Source organism: Arthrobacter sp. cf158 (assembly GCF_900106835.1).
Taxonomy (GTDB): domain Bacteria; phylum Actinomycetota; class Actinomycetes; order Actinomycetales; family Micrococcaceae; genus Arthrobacter.
Genome location: NZ_FNNR01000014.1, coordinates 78,653 through 98,180 on the forward strand (window position 1 = coordinate 78,653; position 19,528 = coordinate 98,180).

At 60.4% G+C, this 19,528-nt stretch carries 17 protein-coding genes; 12 read left to right on the forward strand and 5 right to left on the reverse strand.

What is annotated here, in order from left to right:
* Positions 1-165: 165 nt before the first annotated feature.
* Positions 166-1,068: a LysR family transcriptional regulator gene (locus tag BLW08_RS21900; RefSeq protein ID WP_091328169.1), complete on the reverse strand. Its 903-nt coding sequence runs from the start codon at positions 1,066-1,068 to the stop codon at positions 166-168.
* Between the two features lie 381 nt (positions 1,069-1,449).
* Between BLW08_RS21900 and BLW08_RS21905 the strand changes: the two genes are divergently transcribed.
* From BLW08_RS21905 to BLW08_RS21920, 4 genes are all read left to right on the forward strand, one after another.
* Entirely contained in the window at positions 1,450-2,178 is a 729-nt protein-coding gene (locus BLW08_RS21905; protein ID WP_091328233.1) for an amino acid ABC transporter ATP-binding protein, read from the forward strand.
* 114 nt (positions 2,179-2,292) lie between these two features.
* On the forward strand, positions 2,293-3,183 hold the full coding sequence (locus BLW08_RS21910) for a glutamate ABC transporter substrate-binding protein (protein WP_175538804.1): 891 nt from the start codon (positions 2,293-2,295) through the stop codon (positions 3,181-3,183).
* An 18-nt stretch (positions 3,184-3,201) separates the two neighbouring features.
* Positions 3,202-3,849: an amino acid ABC transporter permease gene (locus BLW08_RS21915; RefSeq protein ID WP_091328175.1), complete on the forward strand. Its 648-nt coding sequence runs from the start codon at positions 3,202-3,204 to the stop codon at positions 3,847-3,849.
* Positions 3,846-4,718: an amino acid ABC transporter permease gene (locus BLW08_RS21920; protein ID WP_091328178.1), complete on the forward strand. Its 873-nt coding sequence runs from the start codon at positions 3,846-3,848 to the stop codon at positions 4,716-4,718. The genes BLW08_RS21915 and BLW08_RS21920 overlap by 4 nt, the downstream gene beginning before the upstream one ends.
* Before the next feature lie 88 nt (positions 4,719-4,806).
* On the opposite strand, the gene BLW08_RS21925 is transcribed toward BLW08_RS21920, so the two are convergent.
* From BLW08_RS21925 to BLW08_RS21935, 3 genes are read right to left on the reverse strand one after another with little or no spacing between them, the layout of a single operon-like run.
* Positions 4,807-5,946, reverse strand: coding sequence for a CaiB/BaiF CoA transferase family protein (locus BLW08_RS21925; protein ID WP_217639266.1), 1,140 nt, complete (start codon positions 5,944-5,946; stop codon positions 4,807-4,809).
* On the reverse strand, positions 5,946-6,809 hold the full coding sequence (locus BLW08_RS21930) for an HpcH/HpaI aldolase/citrate lyase family protein (protein ID WP_091328181.1): 864 nt from the start codon (positions 6,807-6,809) through the stop codon (positions 5,946-5,948). The genes BLW08_RS21925 and BLW08_RS21930 overlap by 1 nt, the downstream gene beginning before the upstream one ends.
* A complete protein-coding gene (locus BLW08_RS21935) occupies positions 6,809-7,375 on the reverse strand; it encodes a MaoC family dehydratase (RefSeq protein ID WP_091328184.1) in 567 nt (188 codons plus the stop codon). The genes BLW08_RS21930 and BLW08_RS21935 overlap by 1 nt, the downstream gene beginning before the upstream one ends.
* Positions 7,376-7,596: 221 nt before the next feature.
* Between BLW08_RS21935 and BLW08_RS21940 the strand changes: the two genes are divergently transcribed.
* A complete protein-coding gene (locus tag BLW08_RS21940) occupies positions 7,597-8,769 on the forward strand; it encodes an acyl-CoA dehydrogenase family protein (RefSeq protein WP_091328187.1) in 1,173 nt (390 codons plus the stop codon).
* 115 nt (positions 8,770-8,884) lie between these two features.
* Positions 8,885-9,013, forward strand: a complete 129-nt coding sequence (locus BLW08_RS24305) for a hypothetical protein (protein WP_302846938.1) — start codon at positions 8,885-8,887, stop codon at positions 9,011-9,013.
* Positions 9,014-9,033: 20 nt separating this feature from the next.
* On the opposite strand, the gene BLW08_RS21950 is transcribed toward BLW08_RS24305, so the two are convergent.
* On the reverse strand, positions 9,034-10,023 hold the full coding sequence (locus BLW08_RS21950) for a LysR family transcriptional regulator (protein WP_302846939.1): 990 nt from the start codon (positions 10,021-10,023) through the stop codon (positions 9,034-9,036).
* A gap of 112 nt (positions 10,024-10,135) precedes the next feature.
* Here BLW08_RS21950 and BLW08_RS21955 point away from each other — a divergent pair, with 112 nt between their 5' ends.
* From BLW08_RS21955 to BLW08_RS21980, 6 genes are all read left to right on the forward strand, one after another.
* Positions 10,136-13,378, forward strand: coding sequence for a 2-oxoglutarate dehydrogenase E1 component (locus BLW08_RS21955; protein ID WP_091328195.1), 3,243 nt, complete (start codon positions 10,136-10,138; stop codon positions 13,376-13,378).
* Positions 13,379-13,488: 110 nt separating this feature from the next.
* Positions 13,489-14,154, forward strand: a complete 666-nt coding sequence (locus tag BLW08_RS21960) for a response regulator transcription factor (RefSeq protein WP_091328198.1) — start codon at positions 13,489-13,491, stop codon at positions 14,152-14,154.
* A complete protein-coding gene (locus BLW08_RS21965) occupies positions 14,151-15,581 on the forward strand; it encodes a sensor histidine kinase (protein WP_091328201.1) in 1,431 nt (476 codons plus the stop codon). Before BLW08_RS21960 ends, BLW08_RS21965 begins: the two co-directional genes overlap by 4 nt.
* Positions 15,578-16,531, forward strand: a complete 954-nt coding sequence (locus BLW08_RS21970) for a TAXI family TRAP transporter solute-binding subunit (protein WP_091328203.1) — start codon at positions 15,578-15,580, stop codon at positions 16,529-16,531. The genes BLW08_RS21965 and BLW08_RS21970 overlap by 4 nt, the downstream gene beginning before the upstream one ends.
* 87 nt (positions 16,532-16,618) lie before the next feature.
* Positions 16,619-17,326, forward strand: coding sequence for a GntR family transcriptional regulator (locus BLW08_RS21975; RefSeq protein WP_254780014.1), 708 nt, complete (start codon positions 16,619-16,621; stop codon positions 17,324-17,326).
* 231 nt (positions 17,327-17,557) lie between these two features.
* Complete coding sequence (locus BLW08_RS21980; protein ID WP_091328205.1) at positions 17,558-18,988, forward strand: MFS transporter; 1,431 nt, start codon at positions 17,558-17,560, stop codon at positions 18,986-18,988.
* The last annotated feature ends 540 nt before the right edge of the window (positions 18,989-19,528 follow it).

A 19,528-nucleotide genomic window follows, 5' to 3' on the forward strand; every position in this document is an offset into this window, starting at 1 on the left:
AGAACTGGTCGGCATTCGCCCGGGCTATCGGTCGATCCGCGAAAGGGCGGCACCTCCAACGAAGGTGCCACCCTTTCAGTTATGCGGCACCGTGTTATGACCAGACGTGCGCTGCAGGGTTACCCACTTAGGCTTCCTCCAGCAACCACTGCCCCTGAGAGGTCGCTACGTCTGGGCGAAGATCTTCGCAACCTCGTCCCGGAGGATAGCCGAAACGGCCGTCGCCGCAATCGAAGGTGTCCCTTTTCCAGGCCAAGCCATGACTACTTCACGGTGCAGGGTCGGATGGATGATTCGAGCCTGTTCGAGGACACCGGCCGCTACTTCTGATCGTACGGCGGAAATCGGCAGCACCGTGATTCCGAGGCCCTGCGCAGCTATTTCCAGGAGGATGCGGAATGAGTCGGCTTCGATGACCACATTCATGGGCGCGTTGGCACGCTCTGCTGCATCGGCAATGATACGCCGCACCCCATGAGAGGCACTCGGAAGGGCAAGTGGTTCGCTCAAGAGCGCCGTCAGTTCCACTTCTGCCAGGTTGGCAAGACGCCCGCCCTTATCGGCAATCGCTACAAGTTCCTCATTCCCAAATGACTCTGTGGGCATTTGCAGCGAATCTCCCGGCCCATAGAGAACCGCGAGATCGAGTTGCCCACGATGCAACCAGTCAACCAAGTGGCCTGTGTAGCTCTCTGACATCACCAAGGACACCCCTGGAAATTCAGCGAGAACCCGCCGGGCAACTGTGCCGGCAACTTGGGCGCTCACGGTCGGCACAAGTCCAACGTGAACATGACCGGTCGGCGCACCGGTGAACGATCGGAGATCATCACGCAGGCGGTCGACATCCCGCTGGAGCTCTGTAGTTCTCTCGAAGAGTAGTTCACCCGCAGGCGTTAGGCGCATGCCGCGCCCGTCCCGGAAGAACAAGGCATTCCGGAGCTCCGCTTCCAACACCTTAATCTGACGGCTGAGGGCCGGTTGGGCGATATGAAGGCGATCCGAAGCCTTAGTGACACTCCCCAGCTCCGCCACTGCGCGAAACGTTTGCAATTCCTTGAGATCCATTGGCGATCACCACCTCCGATAAAGCGTACGACGTGTTCTTGTCATCGTCTGACTGTGATGACAGACCGGGCTCCGTCAACTCTCCGCCGCCCCTGTGATGCAGGCGGTATTCCGAGGCAGCATATCTGAATGATGCGACCGGCATGCCAAATCTCTGGTGACTCGGATCACTCGATGTCTAGGCTCTAGTTACCGCCAAACCAACGAGTGACGCGATCTGCCGTCAGCGATGTGGGCAGCAAGGGAGCTGCCCTCGTTGAGTTCAGATCATAGTCACTGTCGTCCCCTCCATCGATGACTTCGTAGCAAGGAAGTAGCTTGAACAGTTCCTACGCCCCGCCCGTTCACCAGTCCGCGCAAATCCGCCCAACGGACGGCCCTATGGTCTCGCTGAAAGGGGTAAACAAGCATTTCGGACCACTCCATGTCTTGAAGGATGTGGACTTGGAGGTGGACGAAGGACAGGTGGTGGTCCTCATTGGCCCCTCAGGTTCAGGTAAGTCAACGCTCTGCCGGACGGTTAATCGCCTCGAAGCAGTTTCCTCAGGCACAATCCGTGTCGACGGGCAGGTGTTGCCCCAGGAAGGTCGTGAACTGGCTGCCTTGCGTGCCCAAGTCGGTATGGTCTTCCAATCGTTCAACCTGTTTTCTCACATGACAGTGCTCGAAAACGTGACGCTTGGTCCAACCCGGCTGAAGAGAATCAGTAAAGCCGAAGCGGAGAATCAGGCATTGACCCTGCTGGAGCGAGTTGGGGTTGGGCAGCAGGCTCACAAACTGCCCGCCCAACTCTCCGGCGGACAACAGCAGCGTGTCGCCATCGCCAGGGCATTAGCAATGGACCCCAAGGTGATGCTTTTTGACGAACCAACCTCAGCTCTTGACCCGGAGATGATCAACGAGGTTCTCGAGGTGATGATCGAGCTTGCCAAAGAAGGCATGACGATGATCGTGGTGACCCACGAAATGGGATTTGCCCGCAAGGCTGCCGACCGTGTGGTGTTCATGGCAGATGGCGAAATCATCGAGGACCAGACCCCCCAGGGCTTCTTCACCAATCCGACCAGTGAACGTGCCCGCGACTTCCTCTCGAAGCTGATCACTCACTGACCACCTTCGACGCCGGCGCCGTTCAGCGCGCCCAAGTCCATCAATCCTGCTTTGGTGACCGCCGATGCGCTGCGGAAGCCAAGAGCTATGTCCCCATGAATAAGGAGCACAAAAGTGTCAAAGAAATATGCCGCCATTGCCGCCTGTACTGTAGCCCTGTTTGCTTTGGCTGGTTGTTCAGGCGCAGCGGATGGGACGCCGGGCCAGCCTGAGCGTAGCGCGCTGTCGTACACCGTGGCCACGTCAGTGACCCCGGAGGACAGCCCTACCCTCAAACGCGCTCAAAGTCGCGGCCAATTGATCATAGGTGTCAAAGAAGACCAACCCGGGTTCGGATACCTGGATGTTGTAACGGGGGCCCGTAGCGGCTTCGATGTAGAGATTGCACGCTGGACAGCCGCAACGCTGGGCTTCGGAGAAGACAAGATTGCCTATAAGGCCGTCCCGTCGGTGGCACGCGAACAGGCTCTGGCAAACGGAGATGTGGATGTCTATGTGGGGTCGTATTCGATCACGGACAAGCGCAAGCTTGCGGTCGATTTCGCTGGCCCCTACTTCAAGACGGGTCAGGGAATTCTCGTGCAGAAGGAAAATGAGAAGATCAAGGGCGAAGAAGACCTGAAGCAAGGCGTAACCGTTTGTTCCATCACCGGAGGAACACCCATCCAGAACATCCGGGCCAACTACCCGGGGGTAAAGACCACCGAGTTCGACACGTATTCACAGTGCGTGGAATCCCTCAAGGCTGGCCAAGTGGATGCGGTCTCCTCGGATCAAGCACAGTTGCTCGGCTTCGCCTCGCAGGATCCGGACAAGCTCAAGGTAGTTGGGGAAACCTTCACTACGGAGCTCTACGGGATCGGCCTGCCGAAGGACGACACGAGCCTCCGCAAGGCGATCAATACAATGCTCACCGCCGGTACCAGCACCTGGGCGCAGATCTACGACAGCACGCTCGGCAGTACTGGCAAAGCTGGGGAACAACCCCCGGTAAACAACTACTGAGGCTTGAGAGCCCGAGCCATGAACATCATTTTTGACAATCTTGACCTTTGGGGCCTCGCACTCTGGAACACTTTGGTCCTCTTCATTGGAGGAGCCGTAATAGCGGTTTTCCTGGGCACGGTGCTGGGCGTGATGCGTGTGTCTTCAGTACCAGCCGCCCGCGCCATCGGGACCGCGTACGTGAATCTTGTCCGAAACACGCCGTTGACCTTGGTCTTCTTCATCTTCGTCTTCGGCTACCCCTCGCTGGGGCTCCCCCGGCTCGACTACACAGCCCTTGCCATCACGGCAATCGGGCTGTACGCGGCCACCTACGTTACTGAAGTGCTCCGGTCCGGATTCAACACGATTCCTGTCGGCCAGGCTGAAGCAGCCCGCGCCCTCGGGATGACGTTCGGCCAGGTCATGGGACATGTTGTGCTGCCCCAGGCCTTTCGATCAGTTGTCCCACCTCTCATCAGCGCCCTTATTGCGATCCTGAAAATGACAACCATTGCCGCAGGATTCTCCGTACTGGAGCTGGGTGCCGTGCGAGCGAACCTCAGCGAACGCGGAGAAAACGCGCTGGGAGTTCTCTTATGGGTAGCACTGGTCTTCGTCCTTCTGGTCGCGATCATGTCCCTTGCCCAGCGATCCCTTGAAAAGAAATGGAAGATCATTCGATGAGCAATGTCTTTTCTGACCTCCCGGGACCCAAAGCTGTGGCGCGCAACCGATTTCTCGCAATCGTAGCGGTAGTGGTTGTCCTCGGAGTCCTTGGATTCATCGCCTATAGATTGGCCGTCACCGGACAGTTCAGCGAACAGAAGTGGCGGGTGTTTTCCTATCCACAAGTCTGGGAGCAGATCGGGGCAGCAACTCTTCGCACATTGTCCGCGTTTGGTTTGGGCGCAGTGTTCAGTCTGGGGATTGGTTTCGGACTTGCTCTGGGCCGTATGTCTGACAATCCATGGATCAGCAGGTGCTTCGCCTTCATCACAGAAGTCCTTCGGGCCATTCCGGTTTTGGTATTGATGATGATCATGTACTACGGGCTCCCAGTGGTTGGGCAAACGTGGGTAACTCCGTTTACGGCGGTGGTCACGGCCGTCTCTGTTTACAGCGGGGCGGTCCTGGCTGAAGTATTCCGAACCGGCGTCGATGCTGTCCCCCGCGGCCAGTCGGAGGCGGCGTACGCCATTGGATTCCGGAAAACTGCCGTCATGAGGCTTGTCTTGTTGCCCCAAGCGATTCGGGCAATGCTCCCGGTGATCGTTGCCCAAATGGTGGTGGTGTTGAAGGATACAGCGCTCGGCTTCGTCATCACGTATCAAGAGCTGCTCTACCTGGGCAAGCTTGTGGGTAGTTCGGCGAGCTATTCCTCACCCATCATTCCTGCAGCGTTGGTGGTTGGCAGTATCTACATCTGCCTTTGCCTGCTGTTGGCCGGCGTTGCGAAATACTTGGAGGTACGGCTGAAGTCCAACCCCAAATCGAAAGACGTCAAGCCTTCAGCGGACCTTGCCAGCGGCCTTCCGGCCCTGGCCATCAAATAGACCAACTCCGTTCGCTCCCCACCCGCCAACCAAGGATCAGCCGCCCGGTGCAACGCCCGGGCGGCTGATCCTTGTACTCAAGTTCTCTCTAGGCCATGCCGAGTTCGGCGCGAACCTTGGCGGTGTGCTCGCCGAGAGCCGGCACGGCGGCCATGCGGTAATCAACCTCGCGTGACGTTACGGGCGGAATCAAGCTGCGGAGGGGCCCCACAGGCGACTCCACATCCCGCCACCGGTTTCTCGCCGATAATTGCGGGTGTTGCGACAAACCGTGCAAGTCCCGCAACTCCGCATTGGCTATCCCGGCGGCATCCAGCGCCGCAGTTACGGACTCGGTGCTCATGCTCCCCAGGACAGCGTTGATGGCCTCATGCAGTTCAGAGCGGTTTGCCACCCGCTGGCTGTTGCTGGCGAAGCGGGAATCCGTAGAGAGTCCGGAACTACCCAGCACCTTCTGACAGAAAACTGCCCACTCCCGCTCGTTTTGGATCCCCAGAAACACGGTGCCGTCCTGAACATGGAACGGACCGTAGGGCGCGATGCTGGCGTGCTGCGCACCGGCGCGGGCTGGCGGCGCACCTCCGTATTCGGCGAAGAAGTACGGTTGGCTCAACCATTCGGCGAGGGCTTCCAGCATGGAAACCTCCACAACATCCCCTCGGCCGGTGGTGGCGCGGCTCAACAATGACGTGAGGATGCCCGAGTAGGCGTACATGCCAGCGCAGATGTCCGCAATGGAGACCCCCACCTTTGCTGGACTGTCAGGAGATCCAGTGACGCTTAGCAGGCCCGACTCACATTGGATCAGGAGGTCGTAGGCTTTCTTTTGCTCGTGAGTACCGCCACGCCCATAGCCGGAAATGGAGACGTGGATCAGCTTTGGATTCAGCGCCAAGGCGTCATCGGGTCCGAAACCAAGCCGTTCCACTGCACCTGGAGCGAGATTTTGAACCAACACGTCAGCGCTGGACACCAGCTCTTTGAGCACAGCAAGCCCGTCCTCGGACTTCAGGTCCAAAACCACGCTTTCCTTGCCTCGGTTGAGCCAGACAAAGTAACTGGACATGCCGTCAACTTTGGTGTCATACCCGCGGGCGAAATCACCAGCGTCGCGCTCAATCTTGATCACCCGCGCCCCCAAGTCAGCCAGCTGACGGGTGGCGAAGGGAGCGGCAACCGCCTGCTCCAGAGAAATGACTGTCATGCCTGCCAACGGAAGCCGGGACACTAGAACTCCTTTCCGGCCTTGGCCAGAATTCGCTTGGCCCGGTCGGTAACCGGACGGTCAATCATCTTGCCGTCCACTTGGACAGCGGCACCTTCAGCGCCGATCACCGAGCGCGCCCATGCTACTTCGGCTTCCGAGGGAACGAAAGCAACGGTAACGGCGGCGACTTGTCGAGGGTGGATGCACAGTTTTCCCCCGAAGCCGAACTTCCGGGCCAGGAGCGCCGACTCTTCAATCTCACCCTCGTCCTGAATGTCGACGCACGGCGAATCCAACGGTGCGGCAATTCCCGCGGCACGGGACGCCACCACCAACTGTGAGCGGGCGTGGTCCAGGAATCGATCTTCCCCGGATGCGTCAATATCCAGAGCGAAATCGATCGCCCCAAAAGCCAGGCGGGTGACTCCCGGAACTCGCGCCAAGTCAAGAGAATGGACGAGGCCAGCGGCTGATTCGATCAACGGCACAAGAGCAAGGTCCGGTGGAAAAAGCCCACGGATTCCGGCTACAAGCCCGGGATCGTCCGCCTTTGGCAACACCAAACCCAGCAAACCGTGCCCCTCGCGCGCGGTGACGTCGAGCAGCGCCAAGATTTCGGCGTCGTGCGTTTCTGAGTCCTTGGCATTAACGCGTACCAGAGCGCGGATCTCGCCGGCAGTCAGCGCCTCGACGACGGCGGCCAGCGCCGCGTCCTTGCTCGCCGGCGCTACAGCGTCCTCAAGGTCAATGATGACGACGCCGGCGCCGGCACTCGCAGCCTTGACGAACCGTTCGGGACGGTCCCCCGGGACAAACAGCGCGGTAACGGCAGCAGTGGCGATGTCCACGCCGGTGACGTTTGAGGTCAGGGTCCCGGAGCCCATCACTGGAAATCCCCGTGGTCCGGCAGTGAGGATTCATCCGGTCGAGCTGATTCAACGCTGGGGAGGTGGCCCTGACGGTACACCATGAATGTCCTGCGGTAACTGATCACGATCTTGCCGTCCTGGTTGTAGCCCTCAGTTGCGACGGTGACCAAGCCGAGATTGGGCCGTGACTTGGATTCGCGCACGGCCAAAACCTTTGAACGCGAGTAAATGGTGTCGCCTTCAAATACGGGGTTGGGCATCCGCACTTCGTCCCAGCCCATGTTCGCGAAGACGTTCATGGACAGGTCTATGGTGGACTGCCCCGTCACCAGAGCCAGAGTGAACGTCGAGTTGACCAGCGGCAGGCCGAATTCGGTGGCCGCGGCAAAGTTCCTATCGATATGGGTCTTGGCAACATTCTGGGTGACCAGGGTGAATGTCTGGTTGTCGGCCTCGGTGACTGTCTTGCCAAACGGGTGATAGTAGATGTCACCGACGGCAAAGTCCTCAAACAGCCGTCCGGTCCAGCCCGGCACTACCCGGGTCTGGTCAGATGTGTTTCGCGATGTTGTTTGGGTCATCGTTCGTCTCCTTCGACGGTGGAAGTTCACGCTTGTTGGCAGTAAATATATTTTGTACTGATCTAAGCAAACCCGCCATATCACCGAGCTGTCAAGATCTTTGATTACACCTCAGCTCGGATTTGCCCCTTCGCAACCTCTTGTCATGAACTAAATATATTCTGTATTCTCGAAGTCAGGCTACCGAAGACGCACTAGCCAAACACACGAAGGAGCATCCGATGAGCACACCCACCACCCTCGAAGAACTGCGAGCAAAGACTCGAAGCCTCTGCGCCCTCTTCCCGGATGAATACTGGCGCGAGACGGATCGGAACCGGCGTTACCCACAGGAATTCGTTGACCGGCTGACCAAGGAAGGCCTCTTGGCTGCGCTGATCCCCGCTGAGTATGGCGGCCTTGGCGTCGGTCTCACCGAGGCCAGCGTGATCATGGAAGAAATCAACAAGTCCGGCGGCCACTCAGCAGCATGCCATGCGCAGATGTACACCATGGGTGCACTCCTCCGCCATGGCAATGAAGCCCAGAAAAACGCCTACCTGCCGGCAATCGCCTCCGGCGACCTCCGCCTTCAGGCATTCTCCATCACCGAGGACGCAGCCGGCTCGGACACCACCAGCATAGAGACCGCAGCCGTCAAGGACGGAGACCACTACGTCATCACCGGCCACAAGAGCTGGACCAGCCGCATCGATGAATCCGATCTCGCGTTCGTCCTCGCCCGGACATCTGCCAAACCCGAAGAAAAGGGCGGCGACCGGACCTACGGACTCACGCTGTTCCTTGTGGACCTCCGCCAGGTGCGTGCCGAGCAACCTGAGACCCTGGAAGTAGTAAAGGTACGGACGATGTTTAACTACGCCACCAACCAAATCTTCTACAAAGGCATGCGCGTGCCGCAGTCAGCAGTGATCGGGGAGGTCGGCAAGGGCTTCCGTTACGTCATCGACGGATGGAACGCAGAACGAATCCTGCTTGCTTCCGAGGCCATCGGTGACGGCTACTGGTTCACCACCCGTGCAGTGGAATACGCCAACAAGCGTTCCGTTTTTGGCCGGACCATTGGTACCAACCAGGGCGTACAGTTCCCCATTACCGATGCCTACATGAAGGTCCGGGCGGCGGACATGATGCGCTACGAAGCAGCCCGGCTCTTCGATGCCGGCGAGCCCTGCGGCGCGGAAGCCAATATGGCCAAGCATCTTGCCTCCGAGGCCAGTTGGGCCGCCGCCAACGCCTGCCTGGACACGCATGGCGGTTACGGCTTCGTGGATGAGTACGACGTCGAACGCAAATTCCGCGAAACGCGCATGTTCCAGGTGGCACCCGTCAACAACAACATGATCAAGTCATTCGTGGCCACGAAAGTGCTGGGGCTCCCCCGCTCTTACTGAGCGCGGGAGGGACACCACTGTGGATACAACTGCGAGTTGGAGTCGACTGGTTGGCGCCGTGGTGGAAATCAGACAGGGGCACCGGGTTATCCGCTGCGGAACTGTGGAAAGCGCCATGCCCGACTCTTCAGCGCTGTGGTTGGCCGCGGATACAACCCATCAGCGGATGATGTACACGGCAGCGGAAAACTACGAAGTATGGATTCGTCCCCGACAACTGAACGCTCCGATCAAGTTCGGTTAGGAGCATGGGCGTGCCGGACGTCAAACGACCAGGCGCGCGGACGGCCACTTTCCACTGGCAATCCGAGTAAGCACCACATCCTCCAAGAGATCCGCAACCATGCGTCCGGCACCTGGCGCCCGGGTGCCGGACGGCCGGACGAGAACGATTTTCCGTGGTATTTCGGGATTAACGATGGGGGACGAATTGAGGACGCCGCCCGCCGCTTCGTCGGCCACCATAATGCCGGGCAAGACTGTCCATCCCAGGCCGCTCTGCACCAGTTGCTTCTGCACACCGGCGTCGTTGGTTTCCACGGCAATGTCCAGCGGAACATTAAGTCGCGCCGCGGCACTTTCCACAAGGGATCGGATGGCATGCGGGGCACTGGGCATCACCAGCGACTGGAGCAGCAGCTCTGAAAGATCCACTCCTTCTGGCCTCACTGTTGCGGCCGCCGGGGGAGCCACAGCCCAGAGAGCCTCCTCCAAGAGCGGCTTGACGTCAAGGCCGGTGGCGGGTGGCTGGTTGTACGTCAGGGCGACATCCACATCCCCTGCTTCCAACCAGCGGCTCAGATGCCCGCCGTATCCGGTCACTACACGCAGCCGGACGCCGGGGTGCCGTTCAGTCACTGCTGACACCAGTGGGACGGCGAGGAGTGACGCAGTGCTGGCCAGGAGCCCCACCGTGACGATGCCGTGAAGGCCAGCACCGGAAGTTCTCGCTTCCTCCCGCGCACGGTCAAGCTCATTCAATGCCCGCCTTGCCCGTTCAACCACCTGCGCGCCGATCTCCGTCAGCCGCATGCCACTGCGGCTCCTATCGAAGAGGGAGGTCCCAAGTTCTGCCTCAAGGTTGTGGATTTGCCGGGTGACGGCTGGCTGGACGATGTGCAAAAGCTCTGCTGCTTTAGTCACGCTTCCGGTGTCAGCCACCGCTAACAGTGCCTGAAGTTGCCGCATCTCCACGGTATGGTCCCCTCGTCGTCGCCGCCAATTAAGTGCAATCACACCATGACATATAGCCATCACCAAAAGGTATTGGTGCCATCTATCCATAACGAGGACGATGGAATGCAATCCCTCGGGCTGCTACTAGATCCACCCATGGCACCCGACACCTCTGCTGAAAGACAATCACATGCTTCAGAACCTGACCCCCGAATCCAGCCCGACCAACCCGGACTCAACACCCGCGGCAGATTCCCGTAAAGTCCTCCGTGGCCGGGGCGCGGCCATGGCCCGGAATATGGAGGCCAGCCTCAGCGTGCCTACGGCATCCACCATGAGGACCTTTGAGGTCTCTGCACTCATGGCATGGCGTGAACGCCTCCGCGGACAGGGCTTCAACGTCCCGATCGCCGCCGTGCTGGCGACGGCCATGGCCCGCGCCGCCCAGCACGAAGTTCCGGCAGTGCGCCAACGGATCGAATCCGATGGCGCGGACCTTGTCCTCGTACAGGAAGGGGCGGTCAACCTCGGAGTGGCGGTAGACGTCGAGACGTCCGCAGGCCACTCCATCATGGTTCCCGTGATCCACGACGCGGCCAGCCTCACATTCCCTGCGTTGGTGGACCAGCTCGGCCAGCTGTCCCAGGAATGCCGGGCGGGATCCATCGCTGTGACCAAGCTTCGCGGCGCCACGCTCATCCTCACCAGCACCGGCCGTTTTGGTTCGACGACCGGCGTACCGCTGCTTCCTGCCGGGCCTGGCATCATCGTCGCAGCCGGTGCCATTGGCATCCCCGCGGGACTGGAAACTCTCGCTGCCACCCAACCTGTGGACCCTGTCCTCACCTTGTCCTCCACCTATGACCACCGGGCCATCCAGGGCGCCGACTCGGGGAGCTTCCTGGGAGCGGTGGAAAAGCTGCTGCGCTCACAGGACTTCCTGGCTGAACTCGAGCAGGAAATTCTGCGCAACGAGCCTGACCCGCTGCTCGGACTACAGGAGGCGGACTCCGCCGCGGACGGCGACGTGCGGCTTGCCGAGTTCAACAGCGCAGGAAGCGCTACCGTCGCCCGGCTGGAACCCGTGCGAGCACGCGATGAGGGATCTTGGCTGCCGAACGGCGTCGAGATCGAATTTGGACACCTTTCCGACCCCGAAACCCGTAACTGGCTGGCTGACCTGATCCGCCACGGCACTCCCCAGCCAACCGCTGAGCGACGCCTCCAGGCGCTCAAGCTCTCAACCGACATCGACGTCTTCGAAAGCTACCTCCAAACACAATTCCTGGGGCAAAAAACACTCTCAGTGCAGGGTCTCGAATCAACCGTTGTTGCCTTGGCGGAGATGGCGGGACAGGCCGCAGGAAAGGGCTACACAGACACTGTCCTGGGTATGGCCCACCGGGGCCGGCTCAGCATCATGGCTCACATCCTTAACTGGCCTATGGAGCGCATCCTTGCCGAATTTCTCCCGTCAGCCCGGTCCACCGAACTGGCCCGTTCCGGCGATGTCCGCCAGCACCTGGGTGGTAGCGGCACTTTCACCGACACGGATGGCACCTCGATCAGCGTCATGCTGGAACAGAATCCAAGTCACCTCGAATTCGTATCGCCTGTGGCCCTTGGCGCGGCCAAAGCCAAACAGGACCAGTTGATCGCTGACGGTATTGCACCCGAAGTGGCGCGTCGCAGGGTTCTTCCCGTGTTGTTGCACGGTGACGCCGCTTTCACCGGACAGGGCGTCGTCTACGAGACCTTTAACCTGCAGCGGCTTGAGCCCTACAACGTAGGCGGCACCATCCACGTCGTCCAGGACAACAGGCTCGGATTCACGGCCACCCCGTTCCAGCTGCGTTCCACGACATACCCTTCGGACGTCATCCGCGGCTTCGACGTCCCAGTGATCCACACAGACGCAGACGACGTCGACGCAAACCTGGTTGCAGCCAGGATTGCCTTCGAATACCGCGAGCGCTTTGGCACGGACATCGTCATCCACGTCCAGGGTTACCGTCGGCATGGACACAATGAGACTGACGAGCCCCGCTACACACAGCCCGTATATTACGACGACATCGACCAGCACCCTCCGGTCCACGAAATCTACGCCGGCACTTTGGAAGCGGCCGGCCTTGTGACCAACACCTACGTCGCTGAAACCCGGGCTGCGGCCAAGGAGCACCTCGTCGGAGCCTTGGAAAAGGCACGGGTCTTTGATCTGAACTCCGTCGTGACGCAGGAGTTCGCACCCCGCCCCGGCGTCGTGGATAAACTGCGGGACATTACGGCCACGTGGCTCGCCGACGTGCTCGACGCGGCAGAACAGTCGCGTGACGACGTCGCAATCCACCCGAAGCTGATGCGTCAATTCGATAAGAAGCGCGCCTTGCGTGACCAGGAGTTCCTGGTGGACTGGGGACAGGCGGAACTCCTGGCTTTGAAGCATATCAATGAGGCCGGCGTGCCCGTACGGCTTACGGGTGAGGACGTGGAGCGCGGCACCTTCAGCCACCGGCACATCGTGGTGCACGATGCCCAGACCGGCGACAAGGCGGAGCGTCTCACGTTCGAGGACGCACCCTTCCTTGTGGCTAATACTCCGTTGACCGAGGTTGCCACGGTGGGGTTTGAGTATGGCTACGGCCGGACGAACACGGACTCACTCCAGTTGTGGGAGGCCCAGTTCGGTGACTTCGTGAACGTTGCACAAGTTATTTTCGATCAGTTCATCATGGCCGGGCGTGACAAGTGGGGCCGCGAAAGCCGCTTTGTTGCGCTCCTCCCCCACGGCTGGGAAGGTGCAGGTCCGGAACACTCCTCGGCACGCCTTGAGCGGTTCCTCCAGCTCGCAGCGCGCGACAATGCCCGTATCCTCATCCCGACCACGGCGGCGCAGTACTTCAACGCCCTGGTGAATGCAGCAGCCATGGAGGAGCCCCGGCCGCACATCATTTTCACGCCAAAGTCACTGCTGCGGGCTGAATCCGCGAAATCTGCTGTGGAGGATTTCACCGCAGGCACCTTTCACAACGTCTTGGCATCCGGTGCTCCCAGCCACGAGGCAACACGCCTTCTCCTCTGCACCGGGAAGGTGGGGGTCGAGGCCAAGGAACGCCTGGGCGACGGCGTGCGCCTGCTTCGCCTCGAACAGCTGTACCCCTTCCCCCATGAAGAGATCATGCGCGAAGTGGCGGCGGCCGGTGGGCTGGAGGAAGTCGTCTGGGTCCAGGAAGAACCCGAGAACATGGGTGCGTGGACATATGTGCTGCCCAAGCTGCTCAAGATGGGTCTGATCCGATTCCGTCTCGGTTATGTCGGCCGGCCGGAGGCAGCTTCACCTGCGGAGGGCTATTCGGCAGAGCACAAAGCAGCCCAGGACCGTCTGCTGACGGCGGCGGCCCAGTCCGGCGTCGTCGATTTCCGGATCGGCTAGCGATCCTACCTCGTTCTGACGGATCGAGGAGCTTAGAGTAACCAAAGAGACGAAGGTCGGGCGGTGCGGGATTTCCCGTACCGCCTGAACCAGTGAAAGGAACCTGATACATGCGGATAGGTGTTGTCGAAGACGACGACGGCGTTGCCAGCGCACTCGTGGACGCGTTGGAAGCAAACCGGATCACGGCGCACCGCATGGCCCGTGGAACTGAGCTCTTGACCCGGCACCCCGACTTCGACCTGGTCCTGCTCGACTTGGGACTTCCTGACATGGACGGAATCGAAGTCCTCAGGCGCCTCCGACAGGTTTCAGCGGTGCCCGTCATCGTGTTGACCGCTCGGGACGACGAGCGCTCGGTGGTTCGTGGTTTGCGGAACGGGGCCGATGACTATCTGGTTAAGCCGGCCCGCATCACTGAGTTGTTGGCCCGGATTGAGGCCATCCGACGGCGGGCGCAGCGTGCCTCTGCCTCATCGACGGATCTTCGGGAGTTTGGCGATGTCCTCGTCGACCTTTCGGGGAGAACCTTGGAAGTTGGCGGAGAGCAGATCCAGCTGACCACCAAGGAGTTCCAGTTGCTGGCGATGCTGGTTGACAGCCCTGGGACAGCTGTCAGCCGCCAGCACATGATGGACCATATTTGGGGCGACGCCTTCGTCACGGTGTCGCGGTCACTGGATGTCCATATGACTGCCCTCCGGTCCAAGATCGGACGCCCAGGGTTGATTGAGACCATTCGCGGTTTTGGGTATCGCTGGACCGGCGAGCAGTGAGAACCAGGCTGCTGTTGGTCCTTGCCATCCTCGGTGCCATCGTCGTGGCAGGATTCGCGGTCCCCCTGGCGTTGTCGTCCGCTGACCTTCGCACCCGCCAGTTCGTCCTCAGCAGGGACGGGGACCTTCAACGGTTCGCCGACTTGGCCGACAGCTACGTGCGAAACGCAGGTTCCGGCCTGCTTGTGGAGGAAGTTGCCGCTTACAACGGACTCTATGGTGATGCCGTCGTTGTAGTGTCCACCAGGGGCGCTTCCCCCCAAACAGTTGGAACCACTTTGAACGACCCGGAAGTCTCTGCCGCCGTCGGCCGGGCGCTGCGCAACGAACGCTCATCCGGCCTAGAACTCCTCACGCCGTGGAGTCCCCCGACGGCAGTCTTCGCAAAGCCAATTGGTTCCGGCGCGCAAGTCAACGGCGCCGTGGTCATCGTTGCGTCCACGGACGGCCCGAGGGGCGACATCCTGCGAATATGGTTGCTCATCGGCGCAGGGTCCATCACGGCAGTGGCGATTTTCAGCCTCCTGGCCTTAGCTGTGAGCCGGTGGATCCTTCGTCCCTTGGACAAAGTGGGCCAACGCATGCAGGAACTGACGGAAAGCCTGCCCGTCGCCAAAGCGGCCGGCAGTGACTTTGCGCCTCTACCTCAACAGGTGGCGGGAGGCCCGCCGGAGTTCCGATTGCTGTCCAAAGCCTTTGAACGAATGGCCACCACCGTTCACGCCTCGGCAGACGCCCAGAGCCGACTGGTGGCCGATACAGCCCACCAACTGCGAAACCCCCTGACAGCTCTCCAGCTGCGCTTGGACCTCTTGGAACCGCAGGTCCATAGCGTCGGCGCAAAGAGCTACCAGCGAGCTCTCAGCGAAACTCTTCGCTTGGAGGAAATCCTTGACGATCTTCTGGCCTTATCCGTGGCTGAAACACCTCGTGCCCGCCAACCTGGTCACCAATACTGCCGGCCACTTTCCGTCGCTCAAGAACGGGCGGATTATTGGGTGGAAACTGCTGCTGCCGCCGGGGTTGCCATAGAAGTTCGAGACTCCTCTACCGGTCCCGCCGCCTCCATCAGCACCGGCGACCTTGAACAGTCTCTCGACGTCCTCCTGGATAATGCCTGCAAGTACGCTGGCCACGGCGCCATGGTCAGGATTTCAGTCGACGCCGACGATGCCTCCTGGGTCATGGTCACCGTGGCAGATAACGGCGCGGGCGTCGAACCAAGCGAACTGGCGTTGATCACCAGGCGGTTCTTCCGCGGAACAGGCCAGCGGCCGGAAAAGCCCGGGGGAACCGGATTGGGGCTGTCCATTGTGGAGGCACTCGTAGAACGAAATGGTGGCCGCATCAACACGAAGGAAACCCCTGGCGGCGGTCTTACCGTCGTGCTGGCACTGCCTGCAGCTCATGAAGAGGCTGCGCCATGACAGACCGGAACATCTCCCGCCAGCAGCTATCACGACGGCGGCTACTCACCGCAGCTGCGGCCGCTACAGCTGGCGGCTTGCTGGGCGGTTGCAGCGCACCTGTGCAACAGTTCACCTTGGGCACCGCAGAAAACCGAGGATTCTTCTACGATTTCGGCCAGTCACTGACTGCCGCCGTATCCCGCGCCGACGTTGGCTTCACCTTGGATCCCAGGATCACCGATGGTTCAGTGGAAAACCTGGACAGCATCTTGGCAGGCAAACTCGACTTCGCCTTGGTTTTGGCCGACGTCGCACTGCCCGAACGCGGGAATTTGCAAGCTGTGGGTCGACTCTACTTGAACTACCTGCAGTTCGCCGTTGCCGGGAATTCGTCCGTGCGAACCGTGTCCCAGCTCAGAGGTAAGGTCATCAGCCTCGGCGCAAGCTCCGCCACTATCCGGGCAGGCCGCCTACTTCTCGAGGCTGGAGGGCTCAAAGAGTCTGAGGTGACTGTCCGCCAAGTACCCATCACAGAGGTGCTCGAAGCCCTGGCCACTGGCGCCGTTGACGCCGCCCTCTTTGCAGGCGGAGTGCCGCATCCCCAGATGGACACCAGTTCCGGCCGCGGTCCTTCATCCGGGATCCGCTTGCTGGACCTCGCCGCCGAACAGCGCGCGCTGCAAGCGCAGTTCGGTCCCGTGTACCAGCCAGTGACCCTGCCGAAAAGCCTCTATGCCTCGGCAACAGAAATCGCGTCGGTGGGAATTTCCACCATTCTCCTGGCCAGGCCCAGCCTTCCCAACGATGTGGTCAGCAGGGTTGTAGACGTCTTGGTCACCAGATCCGCGGAACTCGTACCTCCGGGAGCCGTGGGCATTCAGTTCCTGGACGCCCGATCACTGATCTACACGTCCGGGATTCCCTTGCATCCGGGTGCCGCCGAGGCATACAAGCGCAACCATGCCTAGGGTTCGACGCGCCATAACCGCTATGAAAGCTGCGACAATTCTTCCCGGGCAATGCCGTAGTTTTGGATGTAGTAAGCAGAAAGTGACATGACCATGAATGAGCGCAAACGTGTTCGTCCGCAACTGAGCGACGAGGCTTCCTCCTACGTCCGCGCCCTCATCATGTCCGGCAGCCTCCGGCCAGGAACACAGGTTCGGCCAGAGGTCTTGGCCGAGGCCCTCCAAATCTCCACCACACCGGTCCGGGAGGCTCTTCAGTCCCTGCGGGTGGAGGGCTTCCTGGAACTGGTCCCGCGGAAGGGCTTCCAAGTTGCGCCGCTGACTGGGAAGGACATCCGGGACATCTTCCGGGTCCAAGCACTGATTGGTGGCGAGCTGGCGGCGCGGGCCACGCACAATGCCACCGAGAAGGATTTGGCCGAACTTGAAGCGCTGCATCACGAACTCATTGCTGCCGCAGCCCGCCATGACGATGCCTTGCTGGAAGAAAAGAACCATGCCTTCCACCGCGAGATCAATCTCTTGGCGGATTCGCGGAAGATTATTTGGGCCATGGGCCTCGTCTCACGTTATGTTCCACGAAGGTTTTACTCCAGCATTGAAGGCTGGCCCAAAGCTACTGTCGACGACCATTCAAAGCTCTTGGAAGCCATCCGATCCAAGGACGCCACCACGGCCCGGGCGGAGATGGAGGAGCACCTGATGCACTCAGGAGAGCTTCTGGCCGCTCATTTTGATGATCGCGTAGCCGCCGAAGGGACCAGCGACGAATCGCCGGGCCTCGCCCGCGTCTAGTTCCCCGTAAGACCGGTCGTGCCGGGTCCGCAGTTGCTGCGGGCCCGGCTTTTTCGTGCCTTCCAAACGCTCACAGAAGAACCGTCTTAAGGGACGGCTAAGAAATCGCCAATTCGCTATTCAGGCCCGGGTGACCTGAGACACATTGGAGGTAGTTCCACGGCGAAAGCCCCGAACCGGCGGCGACGGCAGCAGAAGCCCAACGCCACCGACACGAACAAAGGAGTTCAAGTGAACACTCAAAGCACGCAAGCTGCACCGGTCAAGTCCCGTGTGGTGAGCAACGTCGTCAAGGGGTGCCTCGGTAACCTGATCGAGTGGTACGACTGGTTCGTCTACGCTTCGTTCAGCATCTACTTCGCTGCCGAGTTCTTCCCCAGCGGCAACCCCACCGCCCAGTTGCTGTCAACCGCAGCCGTTTTCGCCGTCGGCTTCCTCATGCGTCCCCTCGGCGGCTGGTTGCTGGGCATGTACGCGGACCGCCACGGACGCCGAAACGCCCTCGCGGCTTCAGTCCTTCTCATGAGCGCAGGATCGCTGACGATCGGCCTCACCCCATCCTTCGACACGATCGGGATTTGGGCACCTATCCTCTTGGTCTTCGCACGGCTCATTCAGGGCCTGAGCGTCGGCGGGGAATTCGGCTCCAGCGCCACGTATCTTTCAGAGGTCGCAACGCCTGGCCGCCGCGGCTTCTTCTCCAGCTTCCAGTACGTCTCCATCATCATCGGCCAACTCTCCGCTCTGCTGGTGATGATCCTGCTGCAACGCATCCTGACACCCGAACAGATGGGCGAATGGGGTTGGCGCATCCCGTTCATCATCGGCGCCGTAGCCGGACTCCTGGTCATGGTCCTCCGCCGCTCCATGGACGAATCCGAGCACTACAAGCTGGAGAAGGCACGCAGCGAAGCAGAGACCGCATCCACCGGTAAGAAGCCTGTTGGATCCCTGCGCGCTCTCCTGCAGTACCCCAAGCAGCTCATCGCCGTCTTCTGCCTGGCCATCGGTGGCACAGTCAGCTTCTACGTCTACACCACCTACATGCAGAAATACATGGTCAACACCTCCGGCATCGCCAAGGAAGACGCCAGCGTCATCAGCTTTGTGGCACTGTTCCTCTTCATGTTCCTGCAGCCGATCGCCGGCGGCCTCTCGGACCGTTACGGACGCCGCAAGGTCATGCTTTTCTTCTCCATCGGCGGCACCATCGTTACCGTGCCGGTTCTGACCATCCTCGCCGACACCACCAACGTCTTCGCCGCGTTTGGCCTGATGATGCTCTGCTTGGTCTTCGTCTCCGGCTACACAGCCTGTGCTTCGATCGTCAAAGCTGAAATGTTCCCCACCCGGGTCCGCGCACTCGGCGTCGGGCTGCCGCACGCACTCGTTGCAGCATCCTTCGGCGGAACCGTTGAACCCATCGGATTGGCGCTCAAGCAGGCGGGCATGGAATCCACGTTCTTCTGGTACGTCACCGGCTGCATCGCATTGACTCTGGTTGCCTCGTTCATGGTCAAGGAACCGTCGAAGAACTCCAGCCTCGAGGCCGACCTTGTCCAGACAACTCCTCACACTGAAGGCGCCACATCACGCAGCGGTGCTCACAGCCCCGAAGCTCCCGAGCTTAGCCCCGCCGGCTCCGGATCAGCGCGAAACTAACTCACCACCACAGCAGTGGCCGGTCTCCAACGGAGACCGGCCACTTTTCTTGTCCTTTTCCGCGAGGCCGCCAAAGCCCACAACGGCGTCCTGATACTGGTGCCCCCATTGCGTCATCTCGGGATTGGCGCAGCGCATCATGGCCCACCTGGCGCAGGATATGCGAGCCCTTCAGGCGCTCCAGTTAGCAGTGGATGTTGGCCGTGTCAGGTCTCAGTGTGGGCCGCAAACTCGCAAAATAATGCACTCTTAATCGCCTGTAGTATCTCGACATAGCAGCAAGGAGTGGGCTCCCATCAGCGTGGAGGTCACGGCCAAAGACAGCGCCCTAATGGCATACACAGTGGATGCCCGGCTTCCAACGCCGATCAACGACAACGCTTGCAGAAGTGTCGGCAAGCGAATCCATTGCAATCGATGCCTTGGGCACCGACGGCGCCAAACCTTGGCCAACTCTGGCAAGTCAACTAGTGGACACACAATCAAATGCCAGGGCAGCCTGACTGCCCTTGGCAGTCCATCGGTAGCTGCTAGTCCTTG

Excerpts from the sequence above, each read along its gene's own strand:
- BLW08_RS21950 (WP_302846939.1), bottom strand. The coding sequence starts at position 10,023 with ATGGCTATATGTCATGGTGTGATTGCACTTAATTGGCGGCGACGACGA.
- BLW08_RS21970 (WP_091328203.1), top strand. The coding sequence starts at position 15,578 with ATGACAGACCGGAACATCTCCCGCCAGCAGCTATCACGACGGCGGCTA.
- BLW08_RS21930 (WP_091328181.1), bottom strand. The coding sequence starts at position 6,809 with ATGGGCTCCGGGACCCTGACCTCAAACGTCACCGGCGTGGACATCGCC.
- BLW08_RS21935 (WP_091328184.1), bottom strand. The coding sequence starts at position 7,375 with ATGACCCAAACAACATCGCGAAACACATCTGACCAGACCCGGGTAGTG.
- BLW08_RS21940 (WP_091328187.1), top strand. The coding sequence starts at position 7,597 with ATGAGCACACCCACCACCCTCGAAGAACTGCGAGCAAAGACTCGAAGC.
- BLW08_RS21960 (WP_091328198.1), top strand. The coding sequence starts at position 13,489 with ATGCGGATAGGTGTTGTCGAAGACGACGACGGCGTTGCCAGCGCACTC.
- BLW08_RS21975 (WP_254780014.1), top strand. The coding sequence starts at position 16,619 with ATGACCATGAATGAGCGCAAACGTGTTCGTCCGCAACTGAGCGACGAG.
- BLW08_RS21920 (WP_091328178.1), top strand. The coding sequence starts at position 3,846 with ATGAGCAATGTCTTTTCTGACCTCCCGGGACCCAAAGCTGTGGCGCGC.
- BLW08_RS24305 (WP_302846938.1), top strand. The coding sequence starts at position 8,885 with ATGCCCGACTCTTCAGCGCTGTGGTTGGCCGCGGATACAACCCATCAG.
- BLW08_RS21955 (WP_091328195.1), top strand. The coding sequence starts at position 10,136 with ATGCTTCAGAACCTGACCCCCGAATCCAGCCCGACCAACCCGGACTCA.
- BLW08_RS21915 (WP_091328175.1), top strand. The coding sequence starts at position 3,202 with ATGAACATCATTTTTGACAATCTTGACCTTTGGGGCCTCGCACTCTGG.
- BLW08_RS21905 (WP_091328233.1), top strand. The coding sequence starts at position 1,450 with ATGGTCTCGCTGAAAGGGGTAAACAAGCATTTCGGACCACTCCATGTC.
- BLW08_RS21900 (WP_091328169.1), bottom strand. The coding sequence starts at position 1,068 with ATGGATCTCAAGGAATTGCAAACGTTTCGCGCAGTGGCGGAGCTGGGG.